General features: G+C 46.1%; 24 protein-coding genes. 14 read left to right on the top strand and 10 right to left on the bottom strand.

What is annotated here, in order from left to right:
• Positions 1–66 precede the first annotated feature (66 nt).
• Positions 67–384, top strand: a complete 318-nt coding sequence (gene ppnP / locus ABRS97_RS12065) for a pyrimidine/purine nucleoside phosphorylase (RefSeq protein WP_367814130.1) — start codon at positions 67–69, stop codon at positions 382–384.
• Between the two features lie 429 nt (positions 385–813).
• On the opposite strand, the gene ABRS97_RS12060 is transcribed toward ppnP, so the two are convergent.
• Positions 814–1,488: a DNA-binding response regulator gene (locus tag ABRS97_RS12060; protein ID WP_367814128.1), complete on the bottom strand. Its 675-nt coding sequence runs from the start codon at positions 1,486–1,488 to the stop codon at positions 814–816.
• Positions 1,489–1,605: 117 nt separating this feature from the next.
• Entirely contained in the window at positions 1,606–2,895 is a 1,290-nt protein-coding gene (locus ABRS97_RS12055) for an NAD(P)-binding domain-containing protein (protein ID WP_367814126.1), read from the bottom strand.
• Between the two features lie 138 nt (positions 2,896–3,033).
• Between ABRS97_RS12055 and ABRS97_RS12050 the strand changes: the two genes are divergently transcribed.
• From ABRS97_RS12050 to ABRS97_RS12020, 7 genes are all read left to right on the top strand, one after another.
• Positions 3,034–4,389 carry a glucose-6-phosphate isomerase gene (locus tag ABRS97_RS12050; RefSeq protein WP_367814124.1) on the top strand — a complete coding sequence of 452 codons (1,356 nt, stop codon included), beginning with the start codon at positions 3,034–3,036 and terminating at the stop codon, positions 4,387–4,389.
• Between the two features lie 149 nt (positions 4,390–4,538).
• Positions 4,539–5,177, top strand: a complete 639-nt coding sequence (locus tag ABRS97_RS12045; RefSeq protein WP_367814122.1) for a YigZ family protein — start codon at positions 4,539–4,541, stop codon at positions 5,175–5,177.
• Positions 5,178–5,261: 84 nt separating this feature from the next.
• Entirely contained in the window at positions 5,262–5,903 is a 642-nt protein-coding gene (locus ABRS97_RS12040) for a TetR/AcrR family transcriptional regulator (protein WP_367814120.1), read from the top strand.
• A 202-nt stretch (positions 5,904–6,105) separates the two neighbouring features.
• Complete coding sequence (locus tag ABRS97_RS12035; RefSeq protein WP_367814118.1) at positions 6,106–6,330, top strand: DUF1128 domain-containing protein; 225 nt, start codon at positions 6,106–6,108, stop codon at positions 6,328–6,330.
• Positions 6,331–6,502: 172 nt separating this feature from the next.
• Positions 6,503–6,826 (top strand): hypothetical protein, encoded by a 324-nt coding sequence (locus ABRS97_RS12030; protein ID WP_367814116.1) that lies wholly within the window; start codon positions 6,503–6,505, stop codon positions 6,824–6,826.
• Between the two features lie 176 nt (positions 6,827–7,002).
• On the top strand, positions 7,003–7,245 hold the full coding sequence (locus tag ABRS97_RS12025) for a spore germination protein (protein ID WP_367814114.1): 243 nt from the start codon (positions 7,003–7,005) through the stop codon (positions 7,243–7,245).
• Positions 7,246–7,254: 9 nt separating this feature from the next.
• The gene (locus tag ABRS97_RS12020) at positions 7,255–7,524 is read left to right on the top strand and encodes a hypothetical protein (RefSeq protein WP_367814112.1); all 270 of its coding nucleotides are present in this window, start codon (positions 7,255–7,257) and stop codon (positions 7,522–7,524) included.
• 8 nt (positions 7,525–7,532) lie between these two features.
• Here ABRS97_RS12020 and ABRS97_RS12015 read toward each other — a convergent pair whose 3' ends face one another.
• The 8 genes from ABRS97_RS12015 to ABRS97_RS11980 form a co-directional block, all read right to left on the bottom strand.
• Complete coding sequence (locus ABRS97_RS12015) at positions 7,533–7,895, bottom strand: hypothetical protein (RefSeq protein WP_367814110.1); 363 nt, start codon at positions 7,893–7,895, stop codon at positions 7,533–7,535.
• A gap of 2 nt (positions 7,896–7,897) precedes the next feature.
• The gene (locus ABRS97_RS12010; protein ID WP_367814109.1) at positions 7,898–8,410 is read right to left on the bottom strand and encodes a hypothetical protein; all 513 of its coding nucleotides are present in this window, start codon (positions 8,408–8,410) and stop codon (positions 7,898–7,900) included.
• Between the two features lie 6 nt (positions 8,411–8,416).
• The gene (locus ABRS97_RS12005) at positions 8,417–8,635 is read right to left on the bottom strand and encodes a hypothetical protein (RefSeq protein WP_367814108.1); all 219 of its coding nucleotides are present in this window, start codon (positions 8,633–8,635) and stop codon (positions 8,417–8,419) included.
• Between the two features lie 116 nt (positions 8,636–8,751).
• The gene (locus ABRS97_RS12000) at positions 8,752–9,195 is read right to left on the bottom strand and encodes an Hsp20/alpha crystallin family protein (RefSeq protein ID WP_367814106.1); all 444 of its coding nucleotides are present in this window, start codon (positions 9,193–9,195) and stop codon (positions 8,752–8,754) included.
• Between the two features lie 97 nt (positions 9,196–9,292).
• A complete protein-coding gene (locus ABRS97_RS11995; RefSeq protein WP_367814104.1) occupies positions 9,293–9,586 on the bottom strand; it encodes an alpha/beta-type small acid-soluble spore protein in 294 nt (97 codons plus the stop codon).
• Between the two features lie 14 nt (positions 9,587–9,600).
• Positions 9,601–11,040 (bottom strand): glycan biosynthesis hexose transferase WsfD, encoded by a 1,440-nt coding sequence (wsfD, locus tag ABRS97_RS11990; RefSeq protein WP_367814102.1) that lies wholly within the window; start codon positions 11,038–11,040, stop codon positions 9,601–9,603.
• Positions 11,041–11,042: 2 nt separating this feature from the next.
• Complete coding sequence (locus ABRS97_RS11985) at positions 11,043–11,507, bottom strand: GtrA family protein (protein WP_367814100.1); 465 nt, start codon at positions 11,505–11,507, stop codon at positions 11,043–11,045.
• A 4-nt stretch (positions 11,508–11,511) separates the two neighbouring features.
• Positions 11,512–12,516, bottom strand: coding sequence for a glycosyltransferase family 2 protein (locus tag ABRS97_RS11980; protein ID WP_367814098.1), 1,005 nt, complete (start codon positions 12,514–12,516; stop codon positions 11,512–11,514).
• Positions 12,517–12,983: 467 nt separating this feature from the next.
• Between ABRS97_RS11980 and ABRS97_RS11975 the strand changes: the two genes are divergently transcribed.
• The 6 genes from ABRS97_RS11975 to ABRS97_RS11950 all read left to right on the top strand — a co-directional run bounded on the left by ABRS97_RS11975 (position 12,984) and on the right by ABRS97_RS11950 (position 18,748).
• Positions 12,984–14,930: an asparagine synthase-related protein gene (locus ABRS97_RS11975; RefSeq protein WP_367814096.1), complete on the top strand. Its 1,947-nt coding sequence runs from the start codon at positions 12,984–12,986 to the stop codon at positions 14,928–14,930.
• Between the two features lie 14 nt (positions 14,931–14,944).
• Positions 14,945–15,073, top strand: coding sequence for a paeninodin family lasso peptide (locus ABRS97_RS11970; protein ID WP_367814093.1), 129 nt, complete (start codon positions 14,945–14,947; stop codon positions 15,071–15,073).
• A gap of 111 nt (positions 15,074–15,184) precedes the next feature.
• A complete protein-coding gene (locus ABRS97_RS11965; RefSeq protein WP_367814091.1) occupies positions 15,185–16,108 on the top strand; it encodes an aldolase in 924 nt (307 codons plus the stop codon).
• A gap of 7 nt (positions 16,109–16,115) precedes the next feature.
• Positions 16,116–16,406: a lasso peptide biosynthesis PqqD family chaperone gene (locus ABRS97_RS11960; protein ID WP_367814089.1), complete on the top strand. Its 291-nt coding sequence runs from the start codon at positions 16,116–16,118 to the stop codon at positions 16,404–16,406.
• Positions 16,403–16,861 (top strand): lasso peptide biosynthesis B2 protein, encoded by a 459-nt coding sequence (locus ABRS97_RS11955; protein WP_367814087.1) that lies wholly within the window; start codon positions 16,403–16,405, stop codon positions 16,859–16,861. Before ABRS97_RS11960 ends, ABRS97_RS11955 begins: the two co-directional genes overlap by 4 nt.
• Positions 16,862–16,900: 39 nt before the next feature.
• Complete coding sequence (locus tag ABRS97_RS11950; RefSeq protein WP_367814085.1) at positions 16,901–18,748, top strand: ABC transporter ATP-binding protein; 1,848 nt, start codon at positions 16,901–16,903, stop codon at positions 18,746–18,748.
• Positions 18,749–18,865 lie beyond the last annotated feature (117 nt).

Genomic DNA, 18,865 nt, shown 5'->3' with positions numbered 1-18,865 from the left:
GCGATCAGCACTTACTGGTCGCGTACCGTATTAGCGTTTAATGATGAAGAGGGGGAACCACGAACCATGTCCAGCTTTGAAAATGTAACGGTATTAACGAAAGCCAATGTTTATTTCGATGGTAAAGTAACGAGCCGTACGGTGCAATTCGCTGATGGCACCAAAAAAACACTCGGCATCTTGATGCCGGGCGAGTATGAGTTCGGTACAGACTTGAAAGAAATTATGGAAATTCAAGCGGGCGAGTTGAATGTTCAACTGCCTGGCAGTAATGAGTGGATTTCGATCAGCGGAGAAGGCGAATTTACCGTTCCGGCGAATTCGAAATTCAAGCTTGAAGTGAAAACGGTCAGCGATTATATTTGTTCTTACATCAGCGAATAATCGCTTACGCTTTGCGCGAATAGGCAGTTTGAAAAGCCCGCTCTTCAATCGGATCATTATGATTCGATCGGAGGGAGGGCTTTTTGTTCTTGAAAGGGAGTTGTTCGAGCACGGGGAAGCGAGGAGGAAAAGAGTCTCCGGAGACTCTTAGAACGCTGGCTTGCGCGAATAGTGAGGGAATAAGAGCCTGTGGGGGCTCTAAAAAGAGCAAAAGCGCGGCTTCGAAGCGGGAAGCGAGGAGGAAAAGAGTCTTTAGAGACTCTTAAAACGCTGGCTTGCGCGAATAGCGAGGAAATAAGAGCCCGCGGGGGCTCTAAAAGAGCCATATCGCGGCTTCGAAGCGGGAAGCGAGGAGTAAAAGAGTCTCCGGAGACTCTTAAAGCGCTAGGCTTGCGCGAATAGCGAGGAAATAAGAGCCCGCGGGGGCTCTTATAAGAAGAGCTGCTTGCCAGCGGAATCGAGGACGTATGATCGAATCCGCTGCTTCCCGCCGCTTGCAGGCCGTAGAACACCTTTCCGATGAAGCTCATGAAGCCATCTACGTGTGTGCTCCACCCGAATACCAAGATGGACGGCTACTGCCTTAGGTGTGAGCGGCTCCACAGCAAATGCGGCCAAGCGTGCGATTTCTTTTTCTCGATGTGTGAGTGAAATGGCATTAGGCTGATTGGCTTCCCCATACCATCGACCCATCATGTGCAAGATGAACTGTTGGCAGCGGCGCTGCTTTTGAGCGATGTCGTCAAAGGAGAAACGCAATACTTTCCAATCATCTAGGACCAATTGGTTCTGCCTAAATAAATTGTCTCCAAAGCGCCATCTGTCAACGTCTCTGGCGTGGGGACCATACCCGTCAATCTCAATACAAATACGGTAGGGTGGCCGTAGATAGGCGAAATCGACATATCGCGAACCATCAGTGAAATCTTTCACTTCATATTCTGGATGAAGGTGCCGAAAATGACCTACTGCCCCCCACCATACTTGTTGCAAAAATAATTTCTCCGCATGACCATGTCCTTCCCGCAATCGACGCAATCGTTCGCCAGTCCTCCTTTCATCATGAGCTTGGATAAGTTTTTCGTGCTCTTGTTGGAAACCCATCTTCATAACCTCCTCAATAAAAAAAGCCGCCTTTCCCACATTGGGAAAGACAGCATGTACTTCATGTGTCACGTGTTAACTCTATAATAGTTAATTTGCTTACGTCTATTCAGTCGCTTACAAAGCTTGCTCAATATGCTGCTCAATGAATTGCTCCAGCTTAATGCGTACGTACGGCGGCAGACCGGACAACATGCAGCCGTAGCGGAATTGCTGGCCATTCGTTTCAATACGGATCACGCGAGCCGTGATCGGAGGCAGCTCCGCTTCCTGCGGGAAGTGGAGGACGACGAACATATCCGGCGCAAGCGGGAAGTCGGATGTAATTTGCAGGCCGCTCTCAGACAAATCGAAGAGCGATCCTTCGATGTTTTGACCGGAGAAGGAGCCTTCCTGCTCCCACTGGTAAATCGATAGCATAAGCTTGATATCCAGCTTAACGCGCGTGTTGCGGCGACGTTCGCTGCCGCTAAGCGGGGAAGCTGGTTTTGCCTGGGCGGCGGCAGCAGCCTCTTCGCTATGTCGGGCAACTGGCTGCCCCATCCAGTCCTCGTAGCATTGCACGACGGCGCTCAGATCTTGCTCGCCGAGGCCTTTGCTAAGGCCCATCTGGAAGAGGCCTGTAGCCGCGTGCAGCATCGGCGTCGGCAGTTGGAACTTGCCTGTCAGCTCTTGCGCAAGCAGAAGATCCTTCAGCATCAGCTTCAGGGAGAACTGATTGCTGAAATCGCGTCCGACGATTTTACCGCCTTTCAGTTCCGCTTGTCGGCTGTTGGCTGAGCCAGCGCTTACGATTTCAAGGAACTGGGCAGGGTCCAGGCCTGACTTCGTTGCTAAAGCAAGACCTTCAGCCAAGCCGACCAGATTGATGCCCACCATCGTATTGTGGGCGAGTTTTGTATAGGAGCCTGAGCCCGAAGGGCCCATATGCAGAATTTTGCTGCCGAGTGAGGAGAATACGTCCTGATGCTCGTCGAATACTTCCTTGCTGCCCCCCACCATGAAAGTGAGCGTTCCTGCTTCCGCGGCTGGCTTACTGCCGGTAACAGGTGCATCGAGGAAATCGACGAAATGCGCAGCAAGTTCTTCAGCCAGCCGCTGGCTCGTTTGCGGAGCCACCGTGCTGCAATCGATGATGGTCAGTGCTGGATGAAGGCCGCTCAGAATGCCTTGCTCGCTGTAGAACGTCTCCAGCAAAGCAGCATCATTGCTAAGCATGGTGATGAGGACATCCGAACTGCGGGTTGCTTCCGCAGGGGTTAAGGCTGCATCTGCGCCCAAACTCACCAGCTCGTCCGCTTTCTCAGCAGTCCGATTATATACGGTTACGCTGTAACCTTTTTGAATCAGGTTGGCCGCCATAGGTTTGCCCATAGTGCCAAGTCCAATAAAGCCGATACGTTTCATGTAAAATCACCTCGAGTTTAATTTTACCATAATTCTATCATGCGAAATAAGCCTTGTATAATGCCTTCTTCACTTGCATTTGGACGGGCAAATAAGTATGCTAGGAAAAGGAAAAATATAGAGTTGGAGGAGACTATAATGAGCAAAAAGTTACAGTTTGACTACAGCAAGGCCTTATCCTTTTTTTCACAGCATGAAATTGATTATCTGTCAGGGCAAGTGAAGTTAGCCCATGAACAGCTGCACAATAAAACAGGTGCAGGCTCCGATTACTTAGGATGGGTTGATCTTCCGGAAAATTACAATCGCGAGGAATTCGCCCGCATCCAGGCAGCTGCCAAGCAAATTCAATCCGACTCTGACGTGTTGATCGTGATCGGAATTGGGGGTTCATATCTTGGCGCGCGTGCAGCTCTTGAGATGCTGTCGCATTCGTTCTATAACATTTTACCTAAAGACAAACGTAAAACTCCTGAGATTTATTTCGTAGGAAATAATATCAGTTCTACCTATGTGACACACCTGCTTCAGCTTCTGGAAGGTAAAGATTTCTCGGTGAATGTCATTTCCAAGTCGGGTACAACGACAGAGCCTGCGATTGCTTTCCGCATTTTCCGCGAGCTATTGGAGAAAAAATACGGAAAAGAAGCGGCGCGTAAACGTATTTACGCAACTACGGATCAAGCGAAGGGCGCACTCAAGACGCTTGCTACTGCTGAAGGCTACGAATCATTCGTCATTCCCGATGATGTAGGCGGCCGCTATTCAGTGCTTACAGCCGTTGGCCTATTGCCAATCGCGACAGCAGGCATCGATGTTGAAGCAATCATGAAGGGTGCAGCCGACGCGCAGCAAGAGTTCTCCAACCCGAATCTGAGCGAGAACCAGAGCTATCAATATGCAGCCGTGCGTAACTCGCTTTATCGCAAAGGAAAAACGATTGAAATCCTCGTCAATTACGAGCCTTCTCTGCACTTCGTTTCCGAGTGGTGGAAGCAATTGTTCGGAGAAAGCGAAGGCAAGGATTACAAAGGGATTTACCCCGCTTCCGTAGACTTCTCGACGGACCTGCACTCCATGGGGCAATTCGTTCAAGACGGTAATCGCATCCTGTTCGAAACGGTCATTCAAGTCGATCAAGTAGCAGACCACATTACGATCGGAACGGACGCAGACGATTTGGACGGGCTGAACTTCCTAAGCGGCAAAACAATGGATTTCGTGAACAAGAAAGCATTTGAAGGCACGATGCTTGCGCATACGGACGGAAATGTTCCGAATCTGATCGTCACGCTGCCGGATATGACGCCTTACACGTTCGGATATATGGTCTATTTCTTTGAAAAAGCATGCGGCATCAGCGGTTATCTGATGGGCGTGAATCCTTTTGATCAACCAGGCGTTGAAGCTTATAAAAAGAACATGTTTGCGCTGCTTGGCAAACCGGGTTACGAAAAAGAAAAAGCGGAGCTGGAAGCGCGCTTGCAGAAATAAGCATTTGGGAAACGGAACGATCTGTCCTTCGGGAGAGGTCGTTTTTTCCATTATTTGTGTGGTAAATTTTCTTTCTATATTGTCGAAGTAATCTGATGCGTGTAGAATGAAATGAAACAGATGTTTCTTTCTACCAAGAAAGGTCGGCTATGCTAGCACATTTCAAAACCATCCAATCGTACGGATCGTCGGAAATCATCATCAAGAAGTCGCGTTTCATCGGTCATGCTAGACCGGTAGAATCAGAAGAAGAAGCTATCCAGTTCATTGAATCGATCAAGAAAGAACACAAGCTGGCCACGCATAATTGTTCCGCCTATGTAATCGGAGAGAGGGATCAGATTCAGAAGCAATCTGATGACGGGGAACCGAGCGGAACTGCAGGCAAGCCGATTCTGGAAGTGATCAAGCACCAAGGACTCAAGAATGTCGCCGTTGTCGTCACGCGTTATTTCGGTGGGATCATGCTTGGGGCTGGGGGTCTTATTCGAGCATATACGGACGGAGCAGTAGTAGGTATTGAAGCGGCACAGCCCATCTACAAGGTCAATCATCAGCAGGTCATGATAGAGGTTGACTACACGTGGTACGGCAAGCTGGAGAATGAGCTTAGAAATCAGGACATGCTGCTTGGGGACATCCAGTTTACGGATAAGGTGACTGTATCCTGTTATCCATTAGCGGAAGCAGCAGATGCATTTGTCAGTTGGGCAACAGATTTTACACAAGGTCAAGGGGTCATTTTCGTAGGAGATAACGAGTATATCAATCATAAGAACCTGCCTTAAAGAGGCAGTGTAACATGTCCACTTCGCGGGCGGGTTCGGGCACTATCACAATTTCATACAGCTGAGGATGCGGAGGGATTAGGAATGGCGAGGAAAGCAGTCACGCAAGAGCTTAGCAGAGAGAGAATACTTGCAGAAGCACGAGAATTATTCAATACCTATGGCTATCGCGCTTTAACGATGCGCAGCATCGCAAAAGCAATGGGGTACAGCCATGGCGCATTATATTATCATTTTAACGAGAAAGCGGAACTGTTTTATGCGTTAATTAAAGATGATTTCTCTATGCTGCTGCAACGCCAGCGGGAAATGGTTCTGCGAGAGCATGGTTTTAGCGTAAATCTGCTGCAGAAGCTAATGCTGGAATTCATTTGGTTTGGTCTGAGCAATCCGAATCACTATGAAATGATGTTTATGATTAATGAGCCTGAGCTTCAACAATACTCACGAACAGAACAAGCGCAGTGCTTGGAGATGTTCGCCATTGTCCTCAGACAAGTGCTTGCTGGTCAACCAGGAGCTGAGAGCAAGAAGTACACGCTGCCCTGGAATGTGTTCATGTCCCTGCATGGTCTTATATCGTACTGCATTCAATACAAGCAATCCTACGAGGATGCGCGGAAGTTGGCTGAAGAGCAGGTTCGTCTCATTTGTTTGAGCTTGAATTTGGATGTCCTTGAACAGCATCGACCTCATGTGACACTCGTTAACACAGAATCTGCCTAGATACATACGGTAAAGGATTGAAAAGTCTCTGGATTGCTGCTTACTTACGGCAAATCAGGGACTTTTATTCGTGTTTGCGACGGGAAAGCAATGACAACCTGATTTTATTTTACAATGCGCAATAAGTGCTTTAGAATAACAAAAGAGGGAGCTCGTTCTCTCTTGTGGAACACGTGCTTAGAGGAAGGATGAACATAAAGCAATGGATTTGAACATTTGGTCAGAAGAAAACGTGGAATATATGTTTGAAGAAATTAAGAAAAAGCTGCGCATGGCTACCGGAGGCTCGATCAAAGCATCGAATGTAAAGCAGGAAGTTTACGAGGATTTGAAGGACTTATACGACTTGGTCGCCAGCAAGGATAACTTCAGCATTAGTGAAATTGACGCAATAACGTCGGAGCTTGGCAAGATTCGCAAAGCCTAGCAGTCAGCAACAGCTATTCGAGCAGTCTCTTCATTCAGAAGAGGCTGTTTTTTTGCAAAGGCATCTGCGTATTTTTCGGGGAAAATGGACGGCTGTCCAAGCGAATGCGCCTTCCTAGTCGTACACTGTAGAGCAATGTATCACTGGTTATTCATGGAGGAGGTGGACACTTGTGGCATCCCAAATTCGCAAAGATGATGTGAAAAAATGGATCGGGAAAAAAATCTTTGCCGTCAAAAAAGATGGAACAAGAGTTTCTGGCAAATTGGTTCGCATCAACGGAAACACGCTGATTGTTTCTCCGCAAAAAGGTAAACAAGTTCAAACAAAAGCGATCATTCCATTGGTTTTGTTTGATTTGTTGGCTATTGGCACGGCGCCTTACGCTTATGGGCCTTACGGCTACGGCGGAGGCTTCGGTTACCCGTACGGCGGGGGTAACTTTTACGGCGGAGGCTTCGGTGGAGGCTTTGGCGGTCCAGGTCTCTGGTTCTGATCGTAAACCTTAATAAAAGGCTGTTCCCGAAGCAATCATTTTGCTTGGGAATAGCCTTTTTCCTTGTTTGCGTGTGGGCTTATCGGTTCCGCACCTTTCGGGCATGAGGCGAATAGGCTAACATATGGGTTTCAGCGGTTTGTGCTAGAACCCACGCACAGACAGGAGTGAGCAGCATGCCGAGTTCCATCGTTTTTAACATGATCAATGTAAATAGTATAAACACGAATGCGTCGATCGGGATCGGGGAGAATGCACAATCCAGTTGGGATTCTCACAGTAAGAATAACTATGGAACGGGTCAGTTTATTGGAAATACGATATCCTCCAATATCGTAAACCTCATTTGTGATAACGATTTTATCGATGCGCCTATTAATGATCAGGATTTCAAGCCGGCTGTCAATAATCAAGTGTAGGTGAGAGCCATGTGGAGAAAACCAGCCGAGCTCGCCGTACTGGAACCGCCGCTCATTCAATTTGATTCCATTCACGTCAATGCAATATCGGATGCTTCCGGTATTTTTATCGGAACGAATACACAAATAAATTGGTCCACAAGCGGCAAAGATAATAGCGGATTAGGTTCTGTTAGTGGAGAAAACAACCGAGTAGAACATAATATCAATGCCGTTTACGATAATGATGTGATTGATGCGCCGTACACGAAGGGTGATTTTATTATTGGCCGGGTATGAAAAGCTGCTTACTTTGCTTCAGATGCTGCTTCATGCGGATGTGGGGCGGCCGTCTGCATGGCCTGCGCGGTTTCCGCAGCTGCGACTATGCCTGAGGTTTGGGCTTGATTGGCAATCATTTGCTGCAGCCATTCGGGCGTAACGCCATCCTCTACATTTAGCATATCCAGGAAATCTGAATCATTCAGCAAGGACCGTGTGCCGACCAACTGATTATGGTCACCCTCGACCGAGCCGAAGCCTTGGACTGTCTTCTGATTGCTTTGGAAGTCAGTTGGCCAATTATTTCCCATATTGATGCAAGATGCGCTTTGTACCGATCCTATCCGAATCGAACCAATAATGAAAGTGGGCGACATGAAGGATGACAAGATTAAACACCTCCTGTTGGTTTCGATTGAGGAGTAATCCGATAGCCAGTGGATGTTCGCTCTGTATTCGCCAAGGGAGCATCTAAAGGCGATCTATCTGGAGGGCGTTCCCTGTGCATATCGGCAGTTGAGTTTGCGGCAGTCTTATCGAAGTGCGCAGGGGAAGGCGCCTTTCCTTTGAACTCACCCGCTTTCTTCAAGGTTTCTTCGCCTTTCGGTGATGGACTGTTCGGCTTCGCACCGAAATTATTGCCAAGATTCAATGAACCGCTCAACTCTTTGATCTCGAGCTGATCCAAGCGGAACGTTAAATTCTCGAGGACAGGTTGATGGATATGGAGGGTATCGATCCGAATCTCTGGACGTTTGGCTGCGAGGCTCGCAATGTGTTCCTCCAGTTCCTGCAAGCGCAATTCCAACTGCCTGATGGAAGGATTCGCTGGTGACGCAGATGCAGGCTGCGGAGGCTGATTAGGCATCGGAGGAGGCTTTGGCTTCTGAAACCACCATCCCATCTGTGTTCAACTCTTTCGTTTAGGCTTTATCATATCGAAGGTGTCCCCATCGTGGACAAGATGTTTGCCGTGGATGACTGTATTATGCTCGCCGTTTATGTCACCTAAGCCTTGATTGCTTTTCGCAGAATGACGCCTGCCAATGATTCGATTCGTCCCATGATTCACACTGGACGTCTCCGAGATGTCGTCAATATGAATAGTTTGAAATTGAATCCGTACCATCGTAAACCCCTCCATATAAATCCGAATTTGCTCAATCATTCTATTTATATGGGGACAAACGAAGATTCATTTCTTTTTTTGTAAACAAATAACGTCCGGTTTCAAGAACCCGAACGTTAAGTGAACTGAATCGGAATCTGTTTCTCTCCATTTGCCGGAGTCAGCGGAATCCGAATGATGAGTAGTCCGTTATGATAACGGGCCTGCATGTGGTCGGTTGCAGCTCTGCCAGGAAGACGAATGCTTCTCTCGAATTCGCCGAAAAACCGCTCCGACAGCAACATGTGCTGATCAAGCACCTGATAGGGACGTACGAGCGTCCCGCGCATAAGTAACCTTTGATCCTGGAAGATCAGCTTAATTTGTTCGGGGGAGGATAGTCCTGGAACTTCAGCCACAATGACGAGCTCTTGCGGTGTTTCGTACATATCCACTCGGGGTCCCGTTAATGGAATAATACTGGCAATATCTTGCCAGAAATCAGGCCCGAGCACATCTCCCGATTGTGCATGCAGCCCTTTCCAATCGGGCTTTGGCGAACGGTTGCCTTTCGGTTCCAACGGGTATCACCTGATTTCTACATCGAAAGTAAGCGCTGAAAGCGGCTTGCTTCTAGCATATGTGAACCCGCGGCGGAATATGGCATTATCCCCTAGCTTATCGCTGCGGAGGGCGTTGATCCGCCAACTGCTGCTGTGCCATGCGCACGAGCTCGCGAACCATCGCGCCGCCAATAGGACCGCCGACCCTACCGGCGTCTTCAGAGCGAAGCTGTCCGTTGTATCCGGGCTGCAGCGGTACGCCTAGTGTACGGGCAACTTCGTATTTCACCAGATCGGGACGATCCGGGTTGACAGCGTAGCCCTGATTTTTCATAACTTGGGCTTTGAGCTGTCCAAGACCGTATTCGGATCCCGGAACTATCGCCCGGTTGCTTCTTCTTCGAGCCATTACCATCACCTCGACTAGTTTAGATGTGAGTAGGATGCCCGTTCTCTCATAAAAATAACACACCGATGAATGATCCAAACCAGTGACACCGTGAACATGATATCGAAGCATACGTTGAACAGGAAGAGATGCTTCTCCATGTCGGCTTCACCGTCCCCAATCAATGGGACTAAGAACGCTACGCCGGCAATGACGCCAACGGACATGAATATTTCATAGGCCGCTCGTTGATTGCGCGCTGGTTCTCCCGTGTACAGCGCCAGCAAAACCGTATAGTACAATACCCAGAACACAATCAAAAACCAAATCGAATGAGGCAGAACTTTATCTTTCAACTCGCTCCAAAGGTTAAAGGAATTGGAGCCTGTCCCGGGCTCGAAGCCAGCTGCTTTTTCGTGATTGCCCAGGTAATCTATATGTATCGTCATGGCATGTTTCGCCGTTACGCTAAGCTTGTCCCAATAACGGGAAGGATGGCTTAGGTAGAAGAGTGCGATTTTACCATGGCTGATGTACGGGTAGAACGATTGTTTAAGCTGATCGCTTTGCTGGGGAATGGGGGTATCTGGCATGAAAAAGTTCGTATTCGCCAGTATGGACAGGCTCGGATCCAGGCCTAACGACATCAGATCCCGTTCGGGCGTCGGGGAATCTTTCAGAATGCCGTAGAAGACAGACTGGTATTGATTAATCATTCTCAGCTCTTTGGGAGCGGTGACATAGATCGCAGTAGATATCAGAATTAATCCGACGGTCAACGGGAATCCAGTTCGTTTCCATACCTTGCTGCTGGATAAAGGGAGCAAACGGAGGGCGAGCAGCGCCAGAATGATGCCTGTAGGCGCATTTTGGATCTTCGAAGCGGCCATGAACATGGCGCAAAGAATAAAAAAGACGAACCATGCGGTTCGCGGTTGACGGTCTTGGGTTAATCGCAGAGCGGCAGCCAGCGTTAATAACAAAAAGATGAACGCCATCGGCTCCCCAAAGAAGGAGTTAAAGTAAGCGGTGTAGCCTGCGTCGAAGAAAATCAGGAGGAAAACAACCGTAAAGCTGATCTTGGCCGCCTTCGAGGAGAGCAGCTTTAGTTGCAGAAAGCAAGAAAAAGCAATTAGCAGCAGTACGCTGTACAGCGCTCCCAGAAAACGAATATCGAACAAATTCCAGTTAAACAGTCTGGCTACAAGCGTTGCCAGGAAAACGACAATCACTTCCGAAGAGATATAGGCGCCATCCCCCGGGGTATTCATCGCAAACTGTTTGTGCATGAAAGCGAAGTATCTATCTTGAAATGGCTCCGTCGGATTCGGATAACTCAGGCCCACAGAGCCCATGATCCGCAGGAAATCTCCGTTATCGGCTACGCCGAGGATGGGCCCTACAAACAGAAGAAAGCTCAAAACCCCTGCCCCTGCAAGGAGCGCACATACATCCCATCTGATATGCTTACTCATGTCTAGCTCCTCTTCAGCTGCCCTTCTGTCCTGCCTGGTCCGTTCTTGCGGAACGTGAAATATTTGTGGCCCAGATAATTACCAATGGTATAGATACCATTTCCTATTAGTATTGCGCCATTATGCAGCCAGCTTGTGTGCAGATCAGGCAATAAGAAGGAAAGAGCATTAGCCAGCAGCCAGCTGATCCCATACGATATTCCGTAACAGAACAAAATAACCAGCGCAAATTTCCACCAACTGCGCTGTACACTGACTTTGGAACGAAACGTAAACGTGCGGTTCAACGTATAGCTGACGATGGCGCCAACGGTATTTCCGGCAAATGTAGACATCCAGTAATTGAGATGCAGCATATTAAATAGAGCGAAGCTGGTTGTGAGTCCAATCAGCGTATTGAACAGTCCAACAAGCAAGAAGCGGGCAAAGCTGCCCGTAATCCAAGTTCGCAGTTTATCCATGCCCATTCGATTATCGACCCGCCGAAGAAGCTGGGGTGGGCTTAGGAACACGGTCTTCATGCTCGCTAGCTGCCAAATCCTTTTCAATGACAAAGAGAGGACGGCGCTTCACTTCCTTATATATTTTCCCAATATACTCTCCAATTAAACCTAGCGCCAGCAGTTGAACGCCTCCGATAAACCAGACGGAGAGAACGAGAGATGTCCAGCCGGTGACATTGGCCCCCATAATTTTCCCGATAATCGCATACAGAGCAGCGACGACACTCAGGGCAAACAGGAGGAACCCCATCATTGTGACAAAACGGATTGGCGTTACACTGAATGACGTGATGCCGTCGAAAGCAAAGGCGAGCATTTTCTTCAGCGGATATTTGGATTCTCCGGCGAAACGTTCTTTGCGGTCATAAAATACTTTGGTTGAGGGGAAGCCAATCAATGGCACCATACCTCGCAGAAATAAATTCACTTCCTGGAAATTTTCCAATTTGTCCAGCGTGCGGCGGCTCATCAAACGGAAATCCGCGTGATTGTATTGAATGTTCACACCCATGGAAGTCATGAGCTTATAGAAGCCTTGGGCCGTTGCCCGCTTGAAAAAAGTATCCGAGGAGCGGTCCTGCCGCACGCCATACACGATATCGTAGCCTTCATGATATTTGACGATAAAATCGCGAATCGCACTCACATCATCTTGCAGATCGGCATCGATCGAAACGACGCAGTCCGAGTAAGATTTGGCCTTCATAAGGCCTGCGAGCAGCGCGCTTTGGTGTCCCGCATTCCGTGCTAATTTAAGGCCGGTTACGAATGAATTCGATATATGGAAGCGTTCAATGAGCTCCCATGTCTTATCTTTACTGCCGTCATCGACCAGCAGCATGGTGCTTTCACTTGAAATCAGTTTATCCTGTATGAAGGCATCAAGCACGCCGCTAAGCTGAAAAACCGTTTCCGGCAGCACTTCTTCTTCATTGTAACAAGGGACCACAATGGTCAAAACGGGAGTAGCCACTTTTGCCTCGTCTCCATCCTGAATAGGAAATTATATGTAAATCGTGATCAAGCTTCATTATAGCGCAAATTCAGGAGAATATTAACCTTGTCGATAAGCTACACATGATCTTAATATCGGTTGGTAAAAATCGGTTGATAAAAATTTAATAAATTTTTTAAATAAGTATTGAAATTTTCTGAAATTATAATACAATATGTATCATAGACAAGGGGTGCTGAAAACATAATCAAGCTTTAAAGTTGAGGAGATGCAAAATATAATGACTAATCTCTTCAATAATAGAGCGAGAAAAGGCAATAAATTTGGGGGAAATACGATATTCAAAAAAGAAAATGTACAGCCTTAAAAAAAGTGCTTGAAATTTCTGAACCATATGATACAATACGTATCATAAATGAATAAACGACAAGGCTCATTATAGATAAACGTGTTGAATGAATACATAAATGGGGGAAACACAAACAATGAGTGCTATTGCCGGAATCTATCATTTTAACGGAGAATCCGCTGTTGTCGAACATGGTAATCTTCTGATGGAGGCTCTTCAACACTATCCGGCAGATCAAGCTGCTGTATGGCATAAAGATAACATTTTGCTAGGCTGCCATGCTCAGTGGATGACAACAGAGTCAATTCAGGAAACCTTACCATATTACAATCATCAAATGCGTCTGGCTATTACTGCAGATGTGATTCTCGATAATAGAGAAGAATTAATGGATCAATTGCAGGTTGAACATTCATACAAGCAAAGCATGACAGATAGCCAAATCATATTGCTTGCCTATCAAAAATGGGGAGAGCAATTGCCGCAGCATTTGGTCGGTGATTTTGCCTTTATGATTTGGGATGAGAACAAACGAATGTTGTTTGGAGCAAGAGATTTCTCCGGAGCACGAACGCTTTATTTCCATCGCAATGAACATCAGTTTTCTTTCTGTACCCTCATTAAACCCTTATTTTCACTCCCTCATATTACAAAACAACTCAATGAACAATGGCTTGCTGAATTTCTAGCTATCGCCGGGGTATTCGAACCCCCCGATCTTTCAGTCACCGTGTATAAACATATTGAGCAACTGCAGCCGTCCCATACGATTACAGTCGCCAATAATAAGGTTACCCTAGCCAGATATTTTAGTTTAGCTGAGATATCCCCTCTAAAGCTGAAGTCCAATGAGGACTATGAGGAAGCATTCCGTGATGTATTCGGTCGTGCAGTTACCTCAAGATTGCGTACCCACCGGCAAGTTGGTGCTCATTTAAGTGGAGGATTGGATTCCGGCTCTGTCGTAAGCTTTGCTGCCAGAGCTTTAAGAAAGGAAAATCGTCTGCTTCATACATTCAGTTATGTGCCTGAAGATGAGTTCGTCGATTGGACACCAAAATATAAATTGGCTAACGAAAAGCCGCTTATTCAAGCGACTGTTCAACATGTTGGGAATATTAACGACAACTACCTGGATTTCAAAGGTAAAAGTCCACTCTCCGAAATAGACGAGTGGCTTGACATCCTGGAGATGCCGTATAAGTTTTTTGAAAATTCATTTTGGACGAAAGGGATTTTCGAACATGCCCAGCAACAAGGGATAGGTATCCTCTTGAATGGAGCGCGTGGAAACTACAGTATTTCGTGGGGCTCAGCAGTTGATTATTATAAGATCTTATTGAAGAAGTTGAAGTGGGTTCAGTTATTCCAAGAGATTAATCAATATGGCGGGAAAGTCGGCGTTGGCAGAAAGCGAATATATTCTGTTGTCGGTAGAAAAGCGTTCCCATTTTTAGAACGTATGTTCCCGATAAACGCTTTAGATGAGTTACCGCAGCTTATTAATTCGGATTTCGCAAAGCGTACCGGCATCTATGAGAAACTGGCAGATAGCAAATTTATAGGGATCGGATCCCTGGATGATTTACCATCGGATCCAATTGAAGCCAGAAACCAGCAGTTTAACCGTGTGAATATGTGGAGCACTACCGGTACAAGCAGTGCAAAGCTATCCCTGCGTTATTCGGTATGGGGGCATGATCCAACCAACGATTTGCGAGTGATACGATATTGTCTGTCGCTTCCCATCGAGCAATTTGTTCAACAAGGTGTGGATCGGGCGTTAATTAGACGTTCGACAGAGGGCTACTTGCCCGATCAAATCAGACTGAATCAACGTGTGCGAGGGATTCAAGCTGCGGATTCGATCCATCGCATGGTGCCTGATTGGTCGGCATTCATCCAAGAGCTTGAGCAAGTAAGCAAAGATACTCGCATGCAGCAAATTGTTAACATGCCGGCGATTCAGGATGCGATTGAAGAGGCAAAGAAGGGTCCGCGGCCGGAGAATGCCTATAAGCCAACTATTAAATTGTTAATGCGCAGTTTAATCGTCCATCGATTTTTACAAAAAAACTTTTGAAGGGAGGTGAAAATATGAAAAAAGAATGGAATGCTCCTACATTGGAAGTACTGCCAGTTAGCATGACAATGGCTGGCCCAGGAACTGCAACTCCGGATTCTTTTCAACCGGATCCAGATGAAACAGTTAACTACACAAGCTAATTATGGCGACAAAAAAGGTTGTACAGTGATACCCTTATACGCAACATTATGGTATAAGGGTTTTCACTTATATTGTATGATTTATTCGTAACTTATGATGGAGTGAGACAATTGATTATTACAATAAATAAAGCGGTTTACAAAGCTTTTGGCTACTATTTGGAAAGCGATATTGCCTTGCCTGAGTTGCAAGAGGTTGGTGATCATAACGCTGAAGTAGACATTTCGGTTCAAATAAAGGACTTAACCGAAACATGGTCAGAGTTGTCGACTCCACCAAGAAAACTAGTAGTGCAAGAGAATCTTGTTATGTTCGAGATTTCGGAAACCGCGATTTTTTCCGTTGTTGGAGGTCGTGACATTTTCGTTTCGCCGGCAATTGGTGCAGATGTAGACAAAATTCGTCTGTATTTGCTTGGAACCTGTATGGGTGCCATATTATTGCAAAGAAAAGTGCTTCCAATGCACGGTAGTGCGGTAGTCGTCGACAACAAGGCATATGCGTTTATCGGCGATTCGGGAAATGGGAAGTCGACACTAGCTTCGGCGTTTCTGCAACGCGGATTTCGCTTGTTAAGCGATGATGTAATTGCTGTATCTCTCGGGGAGGGGAACATACCTTATGTAACGCCAGCTTACCCGCAGCAAAAACTTTGGCAAGAGAGCCTGGACTTTTTTGGTATGCAAGCGGATCAATTCCGTCCTGTGTTTGATCGCGAAACGAAGTTTGCGATACCTGTGCGTTCCCAATTTTCGACAGAAGCGCTCCCGCTTGCCGGTGTATTTGAGCTGGTTAAGACGGATAGTGCAGAAGTGGAGCTTAAGCCTATTCAAAAGTTGGAAAGACTGCACCTCTTGTATCGCCATACATATCGTAATTATCTCCTTGCAAATAGTGGATTAACAGAGTGGCATTTTCATACAACGACCAGCATCGTTAACAAAATCGATTGTTTTCAACTTAGACGGCCAGTAACGGAATTTACTGCGCATCAGTTGTCCTCTTTAATTTTATCAGCGATTGGAAAGGAATGAACTTAAGATGATTAAAAATAAGCATGTCCAATTGGATGATGTTATTGTTCAGGAGTCGGGATATATCGTAAGCGATATGGACGGGGAAACCGTCATGTTAGGCATTAATAATGGGAAATACTACAATCTCGGCCAGATTGGCGGTTCTATTTGGAGCGGCATTAGCGCACCAATCACGGTACAGGATTTGGTTGCCAATTTAATGGCAGAGTACGAGGTGGGACAAGAGCGGTGCGAGGAACAAGTTGTTACTTTTTTAGAACAACTCATTGATGAAGGCTTAGTAGCGAAGCAATGAAAACGTTAAATAAATGGAGAAAGTTTCTTTCAATGGATACTGACAGGATGCTTATTTTAATAGAGGCTTTCATTTATTTAGGATGCGCTCGCATGCTAGTTCTTCTCCCTTTTAAGATGATTTCTCCTTCGCTTGGTCATTATATGCAAGAAACTCCTCAAATGGATGATACGCTGGATCGTGCAAGCATAAAGAAGGTATCCTATGCCGTTCATACGATGAGCCGTCACACAATCTGGGATAGCAAATGTCTGGTCAGGGCAATAGCCGGGATGAAAATGCTGCGCAGGCGCCATATCGAAAGCACTTTATATTTGGGGACGGCAAGAGAGAAATCAGGAGAAATGGCTGCTCATGCCTGGCTGCGCAGCGGCGATTTCTACATTACAGGAGCTGAAGAAATGAAGAGATTTACAGTTGTTGGGAAATTCGCTAAAACTGTGCATAGACCGTAATTATATGAGGCACGTGCCAGCATGCAATGGAGGTAAACAATGAATGCTGTATTGCATTATGTGAAGCAACTGTCCAAATTTACGGGGAAGCGGTTATATCTAAATTTATTGGGTATGGTCTTCGTTAGTTTACTGGATGGGTTAGGGACCCTTCTTTTAATTCCTTTGTTAAGCATCAGTGGCATCGTAAGTGTTAGTTTCGGCATGAATCCAGTGACCGAGTTATTTTCATTTCTAAAAGGCTTGTCGATCCCTGTCGGATTGCTATTGGTCTTAGGAATTTTTTTGTTCATTTCGATTTCTCAGAATGTATTGCAGCGTTATTTAACGCTACAAAACTCAGATATCCACCAAAATTTCACCCACTATTTTCGTTTGCGCATTCATCGCAATTTGTTGGCTGCCAACTGGGATTTCTATTTAAATCGGAGAAAATCGGATATCGTCAACTCGTTAACAACGGAGATGCCGCGTGTTAACGGTGGTATATATTTGTTTTTTCAGGCGGTAACTACTCTGATTTTTACAATTATCCAGATCGGTTTGGCCTTCTGGTTATCTCCTGCGATAACTGCGTTTATTGTAGGTTGTGGAGTCCTTTTGGCAATTTTTTCACGGAAATTTTCCAGAAATGCCGCGATTCTTGGCAATCATACCGTTGAGACGTCACAAAAGTATATGGCAGGTATAACCGATCTCTTCAATGGAATTAAAGAAGTAAAAAGTAACCAATTAGAATATTCGAGATTAAATTGGGTCCGCACGTTGTCGGAAAGATTAAAATATGAGCAAGAATCGTTTAATAAATTAAAAACTGCCTCTCAGTTGTTGTACCGGACAGCGTCAGTCGTATTAATGGCTGGATTTTTATATATGTCGGTCATATTATTCCATGCTCGCGCGGAACAATTGATCCTGATTATTGTCATTTTTTCTCGGTTGTGGCCGAGATTTATTAATATTCAGTCAAATTTAGAACAAGTGTCATCGTATATTCCATCTTTTAAGAATTTAATAGAGCTTGAACAGAAAACGAAGGAAGCGGCAGAGACGGATGACGTTATCCAAGTGCAGGGTAACGACACGCCCTTATATATGGTACAAGAAATCGCATGCAAAGAGGTTTATTTCCGTTATCAATTTGCAGAGCATGATTATGCGCTTCATGATATTAATTTACAAATACCGGCCAATCAGATGACCGCTATAGTAGGAAGATCCGGTGCCGGCAAAAGCACATTAATTGATATCATTATGGGATTGATACAGCCGGAAAAAGGGCAGGTGCTTATTGATGGGAAGCCCTTGAAAGGAGAAACATTAGAATCTCTAAGGCGTTCTATCAGTTATGTGCCCCAGGATCCATTTCTGTTCCATGCAAGCATCAGGGAGAATCTCCTCTTGGTCAAGCCTAATGCCACAGACGAACAAATCTGGGAAGCGTTAGAATCTTCCTCTGCTGCAGAATTTGTGAGAAAACTTCCTCAAGGTTTGGATGCGCTTATTGGCGATCGGGGCATTAAACTTTCCGGCGGTGAACGACAGAGACTTGTTCTCGGCCGCGCATTGCTTCGTAATCCCTCTATTTTAGTCCTGGATGAGGCAACAAGTGCATTGGATACTGAAAATGAGACGAAAATTCAAGAAGTATTAGATCGATTGAGAGGGAGGACAACCCTCCTTGTCATTGCTCATCGCTTCTCAACCATTCGAAATGCAGATCAAGTAATCGTGTTAGATCAAGGACGGATTGTACAGAACGGTGAATATAAGCAGCTTGCTCTTGAGAAAAAAGGCATGTTCAGGAAGTTGTTGGGCTCACACAGAGAATTGGATTTAGTTCAAACCTACGAAGATGAGGCTTATGATTTGAAGTTGAAATCATAGGTGGTTATTTAACGGCTATTCCCCAGCATTTCACTGGGGGGCCGTTTTGTTTTTTTACAGCTTTTTGCACGGGTGAGCGGAACGTAGATGCTTTATGAGGCGGTATTTTCGGTTGTA

The sequence above is a fragment of the Paenibacillus tabacirhizosphaerae genome (genome assembly GCF_040812395.1).
Taxonomy (GTDB): domain Bacteria; phylum Bacillota; class Bacilli; order Paenibacillales; family NBRC-103111; genus Paenibacillus_E.
This window is presented reverse-complemented; position numbering and strand designations above follow the sequence as displayed.